Origin of the sequence: Streptococcus suis YS56 (assembly GCF_000440115.1) — a bacterium.
In the GTDB taxonomy this organism is placed as follows: Bacteria; Bacillota; Bacilli; order Lactobacillales; family Streptococcaceae; genus Streptococcus; species Streptococcus suis_L.
The window spans coordinates 1-16,574 of sequence record NZ_ALMY01000002.1; the positions used below are offsets into that span (position 1 = coordinate 1).

Consider the following 16,574-nt stretch of genomic DNA (forward strand, 5'->3'; position numbering starts at 1 on the left):
TAACATAAAGAAAAAGTAATGAGTACTCTCTCCCGTCGGAGATTTCCTCACTACTAATCTTAGTATGTTTTTGATGTATTTTTAGCAAAATTCACACCACTTTTCACACCAAATTCACACCATTACTTTTTAAGATTGCGGTAGGCAATTTCCCCTACAGCCATTGGAACAACATTTGAAGTATTGACATATGTCTTCGTTGTAATAGTGTCACTATGAGTTAGAGCCTCTGAAATAGCCTCTAGTGATGTTCCTGCTAGTCTAGCTAATGTTGCTCCAGTGTGGCGTAATTTGTGCGGTGTTGCGTGTTTTAGCGCCTTGTGACGGCGTTTGACTGACTTCATCTTGTTATTGAGATAATCAGCGTGTAAGGGGCTATTCACGTTGCCTTTCGTATCAATATAGGTAAAGACATATTGTTCATCAGATTGGATAATGCCGAATTTTGCCAATTCAATTTTTTGTTGCTTTTTCCAAGATTGAAGTAAGTCCGCTAGTTCAATAGGGATTTGAAAGGTTGTCTTCTTGTTGCCCTTGGTAGACTTTGGATTTTTGTACTTATCCAAGGCTTGCACTAATTGGATTTCTTGCTTCTTGGTATTGATGTGTTTCCATTGCAAAGCGTAGCTTTCGGATTTTCTATCTCCTAAGAAAAAAGTAGTATAGAATAGTACATAATCTTTGAAAAAGAGTTTACCGTTTCCTAGGTCTTCTTCAAATGCTGTGAACCATGCTTGAAGTTCTGCTTGTGAAAGATACAAATCTTCATCATGTTTGGCTTCTTGCAACTTGATTTTTTTAGTAGCCTTGATGCGACTTATTGTTTTTGATAATCGATTTGTCTCGATATATTCCAATTCCTCAGCCCAATCAAAGATAGAATTTACATAACTTCTAATTACCTTGAAGTTTGCATATTCTTCTGCTTTTTGGGTCAATAGGTTCAAGACGACTTGTTTATTTTGGTTGAGAAAGTCAATGGAATAATTCCCAAGCATAGGTAGAATATGCTTTCTAAAGACAATCTCTGTTCCGTCAATAGTAGCCTTTGAAGGTGGTTTTGTAGTTGAGGTTGTTTGACCTGCTTTGTAAGATTCCCACCAAACATTGTGATAAAAGTCTGAGAAGAGGATTGCCCCATTTGTTTCCAATGGAGTTGATTCTCCGCTTAGTATTTTATCAATTTTGTTTTGTAGTTCGAGTTCGTATTTTTTTGCTTCACTCCTTAACTTAAAACGTTTCTCAATCACTTTTTTATCAATTCCAAGTGAAGATTTAGCTTCTTCTGGAATATAAATACGTAAGCGATAAGTTCCATTTTTTGTTTTGGTAATTGACATAGTATTCTCCTTTTGAATTGAGCTAGAAAAATACCGTGGCTTTATTATATCAAACCACGGATAGAATGCTACTGATTTTGTAACCAGCGATTGATTTCAGCTTTATCGAATCGAACAGTTTTTCCGATGCGAATGACAGGCAACCCCTTCCGGATCCAACTATCAAGCGTGTTGTTGGAAATTCCTAAATATTCGTAGGCTTGTTGTTTGTTCAAAAATGGACTACTAAGATTGCTGTTATCCAACCTATTTTCGACTTCTTGTTTTATTAAATCAGCAATTAAAAGCTGAATTTGATGTACTTGCTCTTCTGGTAGAATGACTTGCATATTAACCTTATTTCTAATAGGAAATTCATTTAATTTTGACATTAGTCATTATGCCACATTGCGGACTCAAATCGGATGATTTTTAGAAATGTATAGATTAATAGTCTGTTTTGCCTCAATTTAGGAAGACAATTTTTTAAAGAAATGTTGTAGTATCAAGGATTTTGAGGTTTTGGAAAGTTGTAAAATCATATTAAAAACCGTTAAATAATTCTTTTAAATTCAACAATCGATTCAAAATTAATTCATATAAATCAATTTTATAATGATGTTTTCGACGCAATTTATTGTTCAATGAATAGATTTTATTTCTGAATTCTTTTGAAAAAGTTGGGATCTGTACAATATGTAATTCATTTGTGTTGTAATTTTTATGACAACCTAAACCATGTGCCTTTGCGAAATCAAGAGCATCAAACATCAATCGTAAAATGATTAATACATTCCATGTCACCATCTCTGATAAATAAAAAGCTTCAGAATTTATATTTAATTCTTTCTGACTTTTAATAATCATATTTTTTCTATAACGCGATCTATTTTCTTTCGAAACAAATTTAGCATTTATAAGACTAAGTATTTCTTCATCTAAAACTAGCGGAGTGTTTGTTGAATGTGCAACGTTAATCTGTTTTTTCAACAATTCTTCGAAAGTCGCACGTGGTTTTTCTTTGAAAATTTTGGATAATTCTCTGTCAGTATTTATTACTGATTGTTCGATTTCTTTTATGAAATTGAAGACTCCAATTGAAATCAAGTTTTCTAAGTATTGAATGATTTTCAGATTATCAATTTCTTCCAGATCGCAGGTAGTAAGAAGAGATTTAATCTTATCTTTTTTCAAAACTGTTTCGAAACGATAAACTTCAAATGCTTCTGTTTTTGCTTTATCAAGTTGTCCTAACCTCTTTGCTTTATTTGTTTTGTTGTACAAAACTTGTTCCTCATGTTTAGATCTATTGGTTGTTAAAATATCATATTCCTTGTCTTTGATACGATTTGATGATGAAGCGAAATTCACTTTTTTATTTGTTAGACAGCGTAATAATAGCGTTCTTGTTTGAAGGTGAAATGGTGATTGTATGGCCATTGTAAATGCAAGTTCAATTTCTTGGAATTCGCAATGATATATCGTACATGAAATTCCTATTTCATGTTCCAAAATCGATAGAGCTCTGTTCAATCTTTTATTAATTCCATCAATTGAAGCAGTAGCAATGTTTAATCCGCCATGAATCAATTGAATACGATAATAATAACTGCCATCAAATGGATTTTTTCCCATGTAGAATAAACCGAAAGTGGGTGAATTGATAACTAATTCCGAGATGGTACCTAACTTGTCGTATTTCTTCTTGATAGAAAAATTATTTTTCATAGAAGCAGCTAAATCTAATTCCAGGTTGTTGATGTGGAACTGTCCTTTCAATGAAAGAACTACTTTATCTATACCCCAAAATGCGTTGGTCACAGAAAAGCAACTTTCCATTTCCTTTGCATTCTCATCGTAGATTTTTTGTTTTTCCTCTTCGGACATACCTCTTGTAACTTTTGAGACCATTTTTTCCTCTTTCATTTCTCGAAATGAATTATGCCAGATACACAATGTTTTCAGAACAAAAAATGACAAAAAAGAGATAAATTCCAAAAAGAAATTTATCTCTAATTCTTCTATTTTCTTTTTATGACAAGATCTTCAAGAATATAGTTCTCGAAATTAAATGTTTCCTCCTGAAAGGTCTTTTGAATTGAAATTGGTAAAGCTGATAGATACACATTATCTCCGATTTCAACACGCGTTTCATTGACACGCATTTTTGTGCTGTATTGTACTTTGACTCTATTTTCACAGTTATCCTTGATAATCATTTCGATCCAATTCGAATTTGGTTTTAAATGTTTATCAATAACCTTTCCAAAAACAAACATCTTTGCGAAATGGTTTGGATATGCAAAACCGAAGTTAGGCTTTTTATTGAAGAATACCGCCAGTTCAGTCTGCTCTTCTTGGATGGTATCTATAATAATTTCGTAGCTATTCTTTGTATTAATGTTTTCGATATGACCTGATATCGATACCGTCATTCCCTTCTTCAATTGAAATTTTTCACGATTAAAATAACATTTCAAATATGTGTGCTTACGACCGGCGCCGTTTCTGATAAAAAGACCAAGATATGGTACGATATCTTGGTCATTTACTTCAAAGATTTTTCCTCTTGCTAAAATTGTGTTTCGATTTATTTTTTGTAGATTATTTTGATTCCTCATATTTTGTCCTCCATTTCTTCAATATCTACAAAGAAATTATGCCAGAAAACTCAAATTAAAAAATCATTACAGAATGTAATTTGTTACTGTAACAGATAATCGCCAGTGTGAAAGATTTAATACTGATACGGCCATGAGAGCAAGGCGATTGTACTCAATTGGCATTCCTGACGATAAGGCTTTGACTTTATTTGAACCGCGAAGAACATAAATTTCGTCGCGTAGTTCATAAATAAAATTTTTACGCTGTCGTTCGTATTTACTTTGTGACTCGTTCTTCAATTTCTGATTGCCTTCTTCCCATCGTGTAATTAATAAATGTGAGAGTGCGTGTCTCATTTTTGGATTAGCTTGAATTTTTTCTAGATAATAGAAATAGCTATCGCGAGAATGATGTGCGCGTAATGCGTGTAGATTGATTTGGTTGTTCATCTCTTCATCTGTAAAAACTGGCTCATTTTCTTCAATTCCTGCGAAAGTTTGTTTGACGATTGCCACGTCTTTTGGCAAGATGTATTGCATTTGTTTCTTTCCGCCTTTGCCCCTCTTTACGTGAATATAGCAATTCCCATATTCATCGAATTTCAAATCTTTTCCTGTTAAATTCTTTAATTCGTTTCGACGAATACCAACTACTTTCTAAAATGCGACTAGGCGAGAGAAGAGAGAGTTCAATTCTTGTTTTTTCCCTTGTTGATTAGACTCGAATTGTCGTCCACGGACAATCTTGTCACTTGTCCGTTTCTGTTTGCGGATCCGATTCAAGTTAATATTGGCTGCTTTCGCAATAGGTGCTAAGTATGTGTGAATTGTGGCAGCTGTATATCCTTTTGGATCTTGATGAAGATCATCATGATATTGTTGAAGAACTTCTTCTGAAATTTCTGAGATTTTTTTGATGCTATTTTCTTTTGCCCATTTTGAGAACCGAGTTGCTGAACGTTTATATGATGTGCGAGATGTATTATTTGTAACATTTTTTGTTGCTACGACGAAGATATCGTGCTTTAATGAGTTCTTTTTTCGTGGCATTTTCTGTCTCCTTTCTTTGATAAAATGCATATTATTGTTAAACTGCCTCCCACCCTTTTTTAGTAATGAGCTGGGTATGCTCTTGAAAATTTCCGATGAGGCTGTCCTATGGGACTATCGTTTTCAATACTCTTCAGTAGCACCGTCGAATATCTCTGAAATCTTCGTTTTGTCATTGAACTGGTTATTTTTCAAACCGAACTTTCTACTTTTATCTTCACTAAACATCTTTTACTGTACTATATTATGTGATAAATGGTTATTCTGTACGTCATTTCATTCCGCAGAATAACCATTTACTCTCTTCGTTTTCGATCTCTTTTCTTAAGTCAATGACACCTTTAAAAAAGAGAAGTCACAATCATTCGAATTAACAATTTTCACCGAGCCCAGTGCGAATTCAAACAATAGATAACTTATCACCTTCTTTCTCTATTCACATCAATTTTTTTCAATATTATTATGTCTCTTTTTCAAAAAAATAAAAAAACAAAAAACATTTTTCGTTTACAAGAATTCACACACTTTTTTATATTTTGAAAAAAGTGGCATACTGAACATAGAAGAAAAAGGAGGCATATCATGTGATATTCAGAATACAATTACTTACTTCAATATGGATTCGAAAACAGTAAAGGAGGATCGATAATGTTAGAATCCCACAGAATTATTATCAAATTTTTAAAGCAAACGATTTTTGAAACAGACATTAAAGCTATTGATTGCCATCATGAAAAAGATTTTGCACTTATTCCTGGAACCTTTGATGACGATTATTATGATTTATTGCTTGAAAACGAAGATTGTAATATTCATTTTAAAATATATTATGAAACGGAAGAATCGGATTGTTTCGTTACGATAGACTTGGAAGATGGATTGCACGAATCAATTCATGTGAAATTTAATTTTGAGGATTGGGGAAATGATTTTTATCAATTTTGCATTGCTATGAAAATTATTTTGGGACATTATATTATCGGAAACTGGACAGAAACGATGGCAGAGATGGAAGTTATTGGATTTGTAAGATTTGTTGAGAAGTATCTAAATACTATAACCTTGTTTGTTGCAAGAGACGTTCAGTAAAAAAACTAGTGGTACTGAGCATTAGGACAGATTTTTATGGAACTAGATCAGATGGTGTTTAGATTTATGAAGGATTGTGAGAATTTTGAGTGAGTGTCAAAAAGAAGTTTAGTAAATATAAAATATGTAAACAGAACCGCAGTAAATGATCTGCGGTTTTCTTGTGTTCTGATTATCTGTCAGTATCAGACACCATGTATTGTAAATGAAATTTAAGTTCTGTTCATGCTTTGGCTTTTTTGAGAGCTAAGTTACATTATTTCAGGGAACTTCAAACGCTCTCAGAAATAGTTAAAGTTAGGCATAGAAAATGGTATAATAGGTGGAGATATAAACGTTTTCAAGGAGTAGGTTTTGGAAGAGAGCTTAATTAAATCAAAACAACGTGTTCAAAAACATGGAGAAGTCTTTACACCTGCTTGGATGGTTCAGAAAATGCTGGATACTCCTGGAGTGAAAGAAGCTTGTGAAAGTGTATATAAGACCTTTTTAGAGCCATCTGCAGGCGATGGAAATTTTTTGCAAGCTATTTTAGAGAGAAAGCTAGAGGCTGTGGTAAGACAGTATGACAAACGAAATTGGAAAACAAAGTCTTTGATTGCTCTCTCGTCCATATATGGCATAGAGTTTTTAGAAGATAATTTGGAAGTGGCACGTTCACGGATGTTTCTTTGTTATTTAGACTGGTACGAGCAAGCTTTTGGAACTAGACTAAATAGCAAAAATGATATCTATCAATCAGCTCACTATCTTATTCATAAAAATATTGTGAGAGGAAATACCTTGACTCAGCAGCACCCAGTCACAGGGGAGCCTATCAGGTTTAATGAATGGCAAATGGTTAAAGGACATCCTAGTTTGGTGAGAAAAATTCCTTTTGCATTATCAGAACTTTTAGGTAAAGAGGTTGAAGATGATAGGGCAGTCGTAGAAGGACAACTGAGCTTTTTTGATATCGATGATGAATTTAAAATAGAAGATGAAGTTGTTGAAAAAACAGATGCAATAGAAGAGATAAGTATTCAGAAAGTGTATTTGCTAGGAGATTAGGCTATGATTTCAAATTTCGAATTTTTGGCAATTGATATAGATACAGCCGAGCTTTTTAGAACTATAAATATGGCTGAAGAAAATTATACGCACGGGGATTATGAAGGTACGCTAACAAAAGTGAGGAAAGTTGCTGAGAATACAGCGAGGTTGGTTGCCGATAGAGAATATTTAGATATTAGTGAGCGCGCTACCTTTAATGACGTACTAAGAGAGATAAGAGACTTTATTCCCAATAAAACAATCGTCGATCACTTTTATGATATCAAGGGAAAGGGGAATAATTCTGCCCATGTCCTTAATCCAGAAGATGCGACAAAAGAAAATGCCTTAAAATCACTAAAACAAGTCTTTGACATACTAGCTTGGGTCATGCTGACCTATATTGAACCGGATATTAAAGCGAGTGCAATTGGTCAGTTTTTAGAACCGAGAGCACAAGAAATGTACACTACGGCTGAGCGGAAGTTTATCTATATTCAAACAGTTAACAATGAAAGTGGACTATTTAATGCCTTCGAAGGAACTCAAAAAATCGGTGAAGGGACTGTTTCTTCGGATGACATTGAAACGGATTGGTCGCCAAATAGTGACTTTTTACGTACTGTTGCCCCAAAACGTATTAATCAATACATGAAAACGTCTGGTCTACCTTACACGCTTGGCTGGGTAGAGCTTGCTTATAAAAAGGCAACCAAGTCATGGTTTCATGATTATGATGTGCATAATGTCTTGAAGCGTTCGGGGATTAAACAGGCTGATCAACTGGAGGGAACAGAGTGGTTCAAGACGGATTTAGAAACAGCAAAGGCTGCCATTAAAGCGGTTAAAGAAGGTAGAAATTATTTAAATATTACTGCCAAAGAATCATTTATTGAGGAACCGGTCATCACCCTTCGTCCAGAACAAGAAGCCGCAGTCGAGCAGACGCAAAAAGTCTTTAAGAAAAAAGATAAGATGCTTTGGAATGCCAAAATGCGTTTTGGTAAGACCTTGACGTCCTTGCAATTAGTCAAGAATGAAGCCTTTCAAAGGGTGCTCATCATGACTCATCGTCCTGTTGTGGCAGATTCTTGGTTTGATGATTTCAAGAAAATGAAGATGAGCGCCGATGGATATGATTATGGCTCAGTCAATCAAGGAGAAACGCTTGAAAACCTGAAGCGAGGTGAGAAACCTTTTGTGTATTTCGCTTCAATTCAATTGCTTCGGTATAATGGTGGACAAACCAATCTGAAAGATTTTGCGGATGTAGATTGGGATTTGATTATTGTTGATGAAGCACACGAGGGAACGCAAACCGAGCTCAGCGACACCGTTATGAAGGAATTGGTTAAAGAGCATACAAAAGTACTGGAATTATCAGGAACTCCATTTAATTTGCTTGATCAATTCGATGACGAACAAGTCTATACTTGGGACTATGTTATGGAACAAACGGCTAAAAAGAAATGGGAATTGGAACATCCGGATATACCGAATCCCTATGAAACCTTACCAAAAGTTTCAATGTATACATTTGAAATGAAACATAAGGAGCGATTTTCAGATGAGTCAAAGTCGTTTAATTTTAGAGAATTTTTCCGCGTTGATGAAGCTGGGGAGCTTGTTCATAAGTCTAGTGTTCGAGCATTTTTAGATAATATTACGAATCCGGATAGTACAACAAATTATCCATTTTCAACAAAATCTTATCGAGAAGAATTGCGTCATACGCTTTGGCTCATGCCAGGTGTTAAGGAAGCTAATGCTTTTGAAGATTTGCTTAAAGAACATCCGATTTTTGGAAAAGAGTATAAAATCGTCAATGTTGTCAGGGGTTCGAAAAGTGATGATGGAATTGCTAACGATGCGGATATAGAGAAAGTTCGCACTGCTATTGGTCAAGACCCATCTCAGACAAAAACGATTACTCTAACTGTTCGTAAGTTGACAACAGGGGTCAATATTCCAGAGTGGACGGCGGTCATGTTCTTGTCAAATACCAATAGCGCCATGAACTACCTCCAAGCTGCTTTTCGAGCGCAGACGCCATTTTCCCATGAAAAGTTGGGGATGAAGACCAATTGTTATGTCTTTGACTTTGCACCAGATCGCGCTTTGACTGTCATGGCTGAGAGTGCTCAAATCAACTCTGGCGTAGGGAAAAAGAATACGCAGGCTCAAAAACAAGCCATGGCTCGCTTGCTCAATTTCATGCCTATCTTAGGCGCATCTGATACTGGCATGAAATCCTATGATGTGGATAGAATGCTGACACAGCTCAAGAAAGTTTATGCTGAAAAGGCAGTGCGGTCAGGTTTCGAAGACGACAGTCTCTATAATGATAATCTTCTAACTTTAACCGCTGATGATGCGTCTATGTTTACCAAACTCAATGCGATTGTCGGCAAAACGCAGAGTCAAAAAACGCCTAAGAAAGTTGTTATCAATGAAAATGGCTTGACAACTGAAGAGCATGAGCAAGCTGAAAAAGCTAAAAAGAAACCAAAAGCTAAGCGGACTCCGGAAGATCTGGAAGCTATCGAAAAACAAAAAGAAGCTAAGAAGCAACGGAAAAACATGATTTCTATTTTGCGTGGGGTTTCTATCCGTATTCCGATGATGATTTACGGTATGGCGGTCGATTTATCAGAAGATATCACCATTCAGGACTTTATCAAGCAGGTGGATGATGAATCGTGGAAAGAGTTCATGCCAAAAGGTTTCACTAAGGGAATGTTTAGTGAGATTACCAAGTATTATGATGCTGAGGTCTTTATCGAAGCGGGTCGTATTATCCGTCAGCGTGCCAAATCATTTGATGACCTGGACTTCATCGAGCGAGCGGAGCAGATTGCAGAGCTGTTTGGGACCTTTAAAAACCCTGACAAGGAAACTGTACTGACACCTTGGCGAGTGGTCAATCTACAAGTATCTAAGTCAGTAGGCGGATTGAACTTCTATGATGATAACTTTGAGTCGGTGACAGATGGTGCGACGTCAAATCTTCACTGGGTAGACAATGAGATTACCTCATCTATTTATCAGAGAGAAACTAAAATTTTAGATATCAACTCGAAGACAGGTCTCTATCCCCTTCATAGTGCCATTAGTTTGTATTATCAACGAATGGCAGAAAATGATGACAACCGTTTTGAAGCTGACCAAGTTTATCAGGAGATTTTAGCGAATAACATCTATGCTATTGCGAAAACACCAATGGCAAAAACTATTACCGAACGTACACTGACAGGTTATAGGAAGTACAAAACCAATGTGACTTACATAGAAAGCTTGATAGATACCCTAAAAACAGATAGTGAACAAGGTAAAAAACTAGTCGAGGAGGCATTTAACAAGGTGAAATTTGATGTAGTGATAGGAAATCCTCCGTATCAGGAAAGTGATGGAGGAGCGCAAGCAAGTGCTAGCCCTATTTATCATAAATTTGTAGAACTTGCCAAAACATTAAATCCAAATCATATTAGTCTAATAATGCCAAGTCGTTGGTATACAGGTGGTAAAGGGTTGGATAACTTTAGAGCAGAAATGTTATCTGATGTCACCATTCGTGATTTATATGACTTTCCGAATCCTGATGAGGTATTTCCAAATACAAATATCCGTGGTGGTGTTTGTGTAGTGCATTGGGATAGTGATTGGAATAATCAAAAAGATTTAACGCGAGTAATCACAATGGAAGGCGGAAAAGTAGCCGCAGAAGTTCAACGTAGGCTTGCTGAGGATGATGTAGATATATTCATTCGTGATCATCGAATTTTAAATATTCTTACGAAAATAGAAGCGACGCATCAACATAAAGGGAAAATCTCTGAAATCGCGTCGCCGCGGAAGCCGTACGGCTTCAGCGGCTTCTTTATCAGAGATAAAAGGTTTTATGCTGACGCTAATGGCTTGACAAATCCTGTTGTGTGCTATGGGAAGGGGGCGGTCGGCTATGTTGAGCGAGCTGAGATTACAACAAAAACTGAGTGGATAGATTGTTGGAAAGTTTTGACGGCGCGAGCGAATAATATTGGGACAGAACTTAATGATGATAACTTTAATACAATTATTGCAGGACCAGGTACTATTTGTACTGAGACATATATAGTTTTGGGAGCTGATTTAGATCTAACTGAACAACAAGCACATAATCTATCAAATTATATGAAAACGAAATTTGCCAGGTTATTGCATGCTACAGCTAAATCTAGTCAAGATGCCGCAAGAACTACGTATAAATTTATACCACTTCAAGATTTTACATCCCACTCGGACATTGATTGGTCGCAATCAATCGCTGAGATAGACGCACAACTCTATCGAAAATATGGACTTTCGGATGATGAGATTGAATTTATTGAAAGTAAAGTGAAGGAGATGGGGTAGGAATATGGAACCTTATATTACAGAATCAGTTGTCAATGCTGGAATTGAACTAGGTATATTAGCTGTCAAAGGAACAACAGCTAAAATAAATAGTAAAATCCAATCAATGAAAACTGAGCGTGAAGCGGATAAACTTAGAAGTGCTTACGATGACATTGTTAATGAGTTAATTATTGAAAGGGCTGAGGCTCTCCGGATTGCACAAATCTATAAAGAAGAATATGAAAAGGTCACTATTAAGGATGAGGATATAGAATATCTCCATAATACCCTTATTCGAATTATTTCTTTATTTAGCTCATTTGGGAATGTTACTGAAGAACAAACTGTATCGTTTCAACAGATGGCAGAACTACTGAATAAAGACACCTTGAAGACAATGCAACTGTTAGGTTTTAACTACAGAGAAGCAATAGGGGAGCCTTTGACTGAAGTATGCGCAAATACTATAAAATCTAAATTAGGAAATTTTTCTAAGGCTAAGAAAAAATAGAGCATTTTATAAGGATATCAAGGACAATAGTTAATATTTAGGAGGGGGCAATGACAACAATTGTAAATTATCGAGCTAAGGAGGAGCTAGATGATTTTGAGGTTATTCAATCAAAGATTACTGCTAATGCGCTATTTAATTTTATGAGAGAGTATTCTTATTTGGAAAAAGCCATACTTAATATGGCGATTTGTCCGAGGTATTATCCTGAAGATATCAGTTATCTAAATTTGAAATACAATTCTAAAGATTTAACGGAGTGGTATATTCCTATGACATGTTTTTGTGATATTCCGTTACATCAGATAAGTTATCATGCTGAAGGAAATTCAATATTATTAAATGATAAGGGCTATGGTAAATTTTCAATAGCTTTTCATAAAGAGTTTGGTATTAGAAAAGGGATACAGCCAATTCATTATTTAAATACTAGCTCTGTCCAAGTGGCAGAACTTACAGCTGCTTTGAATATATTGATAAATAAGGATAGTGACTACTCAGAGGATAGTGATATCCTAATGAACTTTATTTTTGAGTATATCCGGATGATTAAACCTTACACAGGTAAAATGAAACGCCGAGATAGAGATAACAATGTTATCGAAATAAAAAAGAATTTTCAAGATGAGCATGAGTGGAGATATATTCCTAAATTAAATCCTAGGGAACTTCCATTAATGTTAATTGAGGAAGAGGAAATTCGTGCTGAAGAAATTAACAAAATATATACAGATAGTATTCTGCAAACACGTGACGGTGTATTAAAATTCGATGTAGAAGATATCAGATATATATTTGTCGATACGGTTCAAAATAGAAATAGGTTGATTCAATTTATCCGTGGAAAACGAAAAGGACGGCGACTATCATCTCAAGAAAAAGATATTCTAATATCAAAAATAATGGTTTATGATGAGTTGAAGGAGGATTGGTGATGGCTATTTCAAAGTTTAATTCAGTGTTTTCTAGAACGAATAACAAAGAAATAAAGGCTCCAACAGCTTTAAGGAAAAAACTTAATCTAGAGGCTCCAAAAGGTTACTCATATGAATTGATGGAAGGGACGGAGGATATGTATGTTTTGCGTTCTAGAAAGAATCGTAAAGAGAATAGCTTTCAAGTGAGGATTAAGTTTCCGTTAGAATTTGAAGGTATGAAAATACAGAATATCAATGAATTAGTTGAGGCTATGTATAGGACTCAAAAAATTTTTATACTAGATGAATCGCTCCAAGAGAATCCTCCAACTATTATTCATTTAGGGAGTTCAGGTGTTACAAAACAAATGATAGGTTCTGCTGAGAAATTTCCTGCGCTGGAACCGTTAGAAGTCGAGAGTGGAGAGGAAAGACTTCTATTACCTGTTGAAAGAGTTCCGTATCCAAGCTTAACGAAAATAAAAATCGTTTCACGTAGAGATCAGTTGATTGATTTGGAAATAATATTGGATGAAGAATCAAATAACATCAAGATGACAGTGAAGCTAAATTATAAACATTTAATAACCTTGGATGATTATTTTAAAAATTTAGGTATTATCAGGTCGTTCTTTACAACTGGCATAAAGATATTTAATAAAACTTTGGTACCTGATAATAATCAAATTGAAGCGTTTCAGCAGAACCACATTTTTTTTGAAGCACTTAGAGAAATACAAAGATTTTTTTCTGTTACTTTTGAGTTTCCACATAAAATTAGTAATGATGATGTCTATTTTACAAAAATTTTGTTTGAATCATTTATCAATAATAGATTAGTAGCAATCAAAAATAAAAACCAAATTGCTTTTACTTTTGATAAGGAGAAGTTTTATGCTTCAAGTCATCCTGAATTAGAGGATGGAGTCGAAATAGGGGTCGTCAATACTAGAGAGATAATATCTTTGGAGTTATTTGGGGTTGAACTGCAATTTTTAGAATATACTATTTATCCGAGGATGGCTTTCAAACAAAAGATAGATGAAAATCGAGAAGAAATTAAAATGATTTTTGATTTACCTGAGGAAAGTGAATATTATGTCTTGTTTTCACTAGATTCTATAAATGATTTTGATATGACAATAAAAGGTCAAGAGTTATTTGAACTAACTGATAATGCTGTATCTATTCAAGATATTGATTTTTCTAAGAGTGCCTCTCGGTAAAAGAAGGCGAATTTGACACTAGAAAGGAGATTTTAATTTGAAGTATAAGAAACCATTATCCCATTACCAATTTTCTCCAGAAAGTCAATATCTAGACAGAAAATCAGCCAGAAAGAAACCGTCTGAACTTCTCAAACACCTCATTGCTTTTGCCAATGCGGATGGCGGTCAGTTGGTGATTGGTATTGAAGATGAGAAACAGGATAACATTATCACTGGTTTCAAGGACGGCAGGGCTTATCCCATAGACGATTTCAAAAAGATTGACCGTGAGATGCGTGAAACACCTTTAGATTTATCTTTTGAAGAAATCCCTGTGGTTAATCATAAGGGTGAAGACGATTTAATTTTGGTTATCTCAGTTGAATTGTCGTCAAATCGTGTGATTGCAGCACCAAATGATGAGGTTTATCTTCGTCAGGGTGATGAAACAGTTAAGTTGAGCTACGAGCAACGCACTCAGCTCAGCTATGATAAGGGACAACGTTTCTTTGAGGATGAAGTTGTACCTGATGCGACCTTGGAAGATATTGATGACCATCTGGTTCAGGACTTTAAAAATCGTTTTGATATTTCAGATCGTTCTACAGAAGAAATTCTCAAAGCTCGTCGTTTTCTAATCAATGGGAAATTAACCAAGGCAGCCATTTTACTTTTTGGTAAATATCCGTCAGCATTCTTTCCTCAAGCTCGTGTCCGTTTTCAGCGTTTTGATGGTACCGATATGGGGACTGGAAGTAGTTTTAATGTTATTAAGGAAGTGACTTTTGATGATGCTCTCCCAACTTTGATTATCAAGGTTAGAGATTTTATCCGTACTCAGCTTCGTGAATTTCAGTATTTAGATGACAACGGGCAATTCCAAGTTTTACCTGAGTATCCTGAATTTGCTTGGTTTGAAGGTGTTGTCAATGCCGTAACTCACCGTGATTATTCTGTTTATGGAGATCACATTCGTGTCCTTATGTTTGATGACCGCTTAGAAATCCATAGTCCAGGGAAATTACCTAATATCGTAACAGTTGAAAACATCAAGCATGAACGTTTTTCGAGAAACCCTCGCATTGCCAGAACTCTGACAGAGTTTGGTTGGGTTCGTGAGATGAATGAAGGGGTGAAGCGTATCTATTCTGAGATGGAATCTGCTTTTCTCCATGAACCAAAATACTCAGAACCTGGGAATAAGGTTGTCCTGACGCTTGAGAATAACATTGTCAGCCGTCATCTGCGCACACGAGACAGTTTGGAAAAACAGTTCTCTGATTTTGGTGAGTTAACAGCAGACGAGCAATTGATTGTCCACTATATGTATAACTCAGGCAATAAAATGACAACAGCAAAAGCCATTGAGCTTACAGGTAGGAGTCGATCATTTGTTGTTAAATTACTTCATAATCTTCGTGACCTAGAAATTATTACTTGGTTTGGTTCAAGTAAAAATGACCGCAATCAGTATTATCTTTTAGTTGATAAATGATTGCAGTCAGGATACTATTAGTAATAAGAATACAGTAGAATACAGTAGAATACAGTAGAATACAGTAGAATACAGTAGAATACAGTAGAATACAGTAGAATACAGAAAAGTGGCTGTCAACAATCAGGTCGATAACCACTTTTTTCATCATAGAGTTTATTTCAAGAATAGGCTGTGAATATGTCAAATTCGTTTAGGGGGGACATTTCATCTATCCACCAATTCTTTCAATAATTCATCGTATTGATTCCTAGCATTTTCTAATTCTTTGTCAAAGTCAAAAGTTGGCTCAGCTTTGAGAATACTAGTTTCTACATTAGGTTCCTCTTTGCAAACTTTTGTAGTACTGATACTCAGTGGAACATTCATTAGCTACGCCTCCTAATTTTGTAACTATATTATACATGGTATGCGTGAAAATTAAAAGTGAATATTTTTAGTTGATGTATTTTCTAGAATCAAGAATAAGGTAAACTTTGGTATTTTCTGGTCCGATTTTGCTTATTTTGATTGAAAATTTACCTTATTTTGATGAAATTAGTTGAAATTGGATGAAATTTTGAGTTTTGAAAACCCGTGAAAACGTTGATATTAAAAGCTTTTGAAATTGGTTGAAATAAACGATGCTCCAACCAGGTCTTAAGAAAGCACGTAAAGCTTCACAATTCAGTAAACGTTAATATACCGCGATATATCAACGTTTCAAAGCACTCAAGAGTTTACCTCATGGGTGTTTTTTGTGGTTTCTACGGGAATGGATTCTATTTATTTTTAGCGGATGTGGTATTTATCATTAATGGCTGTCTAGATATATTCTATAATTGGACTGTTAGTAATTAAAATGATATATAGTCATTTAGTTTTAAAATAGTATTCCAAAGAATACTCAACCGATTGAAATTTCCTCAATAACTCAGCCACTTTTCTTTTCAATCCAGCCCAGAATCGTTCAATTGGGTTAAGTTCAGGGGAATAA

Annotated in this window: 14 protein-coding genes; 7 read left to right on the forward strand and 7 right to left on the reverse strand. The window is 35.2% G+C overall.

The annotated features are described in order from the left end of the window. Window positions 1–122 precede the first annotated feature (122 nt). From SST62_RS0100195 to SST62_RS1000000112830, 6 genes are all read right to left on the reverse strand, one after another. The gene (locus SST62_RS0100195) at window positions 123–1,340 is read right to left on the reverse strand and encodes a site-specific integrase (protein ID WP_029185823.1); all 1,218 of its coding nucleotides are present in this window, start codon (window positions 1,338–1,340) and stop codon (window positions 123–125) included. 68 nt (window positions 1,341–1,408) lie between these two features. Further along, the gene (locus SST62_RS0100200; protein WP_029185824.1) at window positions 1,409–1,669 is read right to left on the reverse strand and encodes a helix-turn-helix transcriptional regulator; all 261 of its coding nucleotides are present in this window, start codon (window positions 1,667–1,669) and stop codon (window positions 1,409–1,411) included. Window positions 1,670–1,862: 193 nt separating this feature from the next. Next, window positions 1,863–3,230 carry a hypothetical protein gene (locus SST62_RS0100205; RefSeq protein ID WP_029185825.1) on the reverse strand — a complete coding sequence of 456 codons (1,368 nt, stop codon included), beginning with the start codon at window positions 3,228–3,230 and terminating at the stop codon, window positions 1,863–1,865. Window positions 3,231–3,340: 110 nt separating this feature from the next. Then, window positions 3,341–3,940, reverse strand: a complete 600-nt coding sequence (locus SST62_RS0100210; RefSeq protein WP_029185826.1) for a hypothetical protein — start codon at window positions 3,938–3,940, stop codon at window positions 3,341–3,343. A gap of 66 nt (window positions 3,941–4,006) precedes the next feature. After that, the gene (locus SST62_RS1000000112825) at window positions 4,007–4,528 is read right to left on the reverse strand and encodes a hypothetical protein (RefSeq protein ID WP_228376824.1); all 522 of its coding nucleotides are present in this window, start codon (window positions 4,526–4,528) and stop codon (window positions 4,007–4,009) included. A 51-nt stretch (window positions 4,529–4,579) separates the two neighbouring features. After that, complete coding sequence (locus SST62_RS1000000112830; RefSeq protein WP_228376825.1) at window positions 4,580–4,972, reverse strand: hypothetical protein; 393 nt, start codon at window positions 4,970–4,972, stop codon at window positions 4,580–4,582. Window positions 4,973–5,620: 648 nt separating this feature from the next. Here SST62_RS1000000112830 and SST62_RS0100220 point away from each other — a divergent pair. From SST62_RS0100220 to SST62_RS0100250, 7 genes are all read left to right on the forward strand, one after another. Next, the gene (locus tag SST62_RS0100220) at window positions 5,621–6,061 is read left to right on the forward strand and encodes a hypothetical protein (RefSeq protein WP_029185827.1); all 441 of its coding nucleotides are present in this window, start codon (window positions 5,621–5,623) and stop codon (window positions 6,059–6,061) included. Window positions 6,062–6,415: 354 nt separating this feature from the next. Next, a complete protein-coding gene (locus SST62_RS0100225; RefSeq protein WP_029185828.1) occupies window positions 6,416–7,111 on the forward strand; it encodes a hypothetical protein in 696 nt (231 codons plus the stop codon). 3 nt (window positions 7,112–7,114) lie between these two features. Continuing rightward, window positions 7,115–11,485 carry an Eco57I restriction-modification methylase domain-containing protein gene (locus tag SST62_RS0100230; RefSeq protein ID WP_029185829.1) on the forward strand — a complete coding sequence of 1,457 codons (4,371 nt, stop codon included), beginning with the start codon at window positions 7,115–7,117 and terminating at the stop codon, window positions 11,483–11,485. 4 nt (window positions 11,486–11,489) lie between these two features. After that, window positions 11,490–11,978, forward strand: coding sequence for a hypothetical protein (locus tag SST62_RS0100235; RefSeq protein ID WP_029185830.1), 489 nt, complete (start codon window positions 11,490–11,492; stop codon window positions 11,976–11,978). Window positions 11,979–12,028: 50 nt separating this feature from the next. Further along, window positions 12,029–12,913, forward strand: a complete 885-nt coding sequence (abiGI, locus tag SST62_RS0100240) for an abortive phage resistance protein AbiGI (RefSeq protein ID WP_024406518.1) — start codon at window positions 12,029–12,031, stop codon at window positions 12,911–12,913. After that, entirely contained in the window at window positions 12,913–14,121 is a 1,209-nt protein-coding gene (locus SST62_RS0100245) for an abortive infection system toxin AbiGii family protein (RefSeq protein WP_029185831.1), read from the forward strand. Before abiGI ends, SST62_RS0100245 begins: the two co-directional genes overlap by 1 nt. Before the next feature lie 37 nt (window positions 14,122–14,158). Further along, window positions 14,159–15,598, forward strand: a complete 1,440-nt coding sequence (locus SST62_RS0100250) for an ATP-binding protein (RefSeq protein WP_029185832.1) — start codon at window positions 14,159–14,161, stop codon at window positions 15,596–15,598. A gap of 207 nt (window positions 15,599–15,805) precedes the next feature. Here SST62_RS0100250 and SST62_RS1000000112835 read toward each other — a convergent pair whose 3' ends face one another. Beyond that, window positions 15,806–15,967 carry a hypothetical protein gene (locus SST62_RS1000000112835; protein ID WP_228376826.1) on the reverse strand — a complete coding sequence of 54 codons (162 nt, stop codon included), beginning with the start codon at window positions 15,965–15,967 and terminating at the stop codon, window positions 15,806–15,808. Window positions 15,968–16,574: the final 607 nt, after the last annotated feature.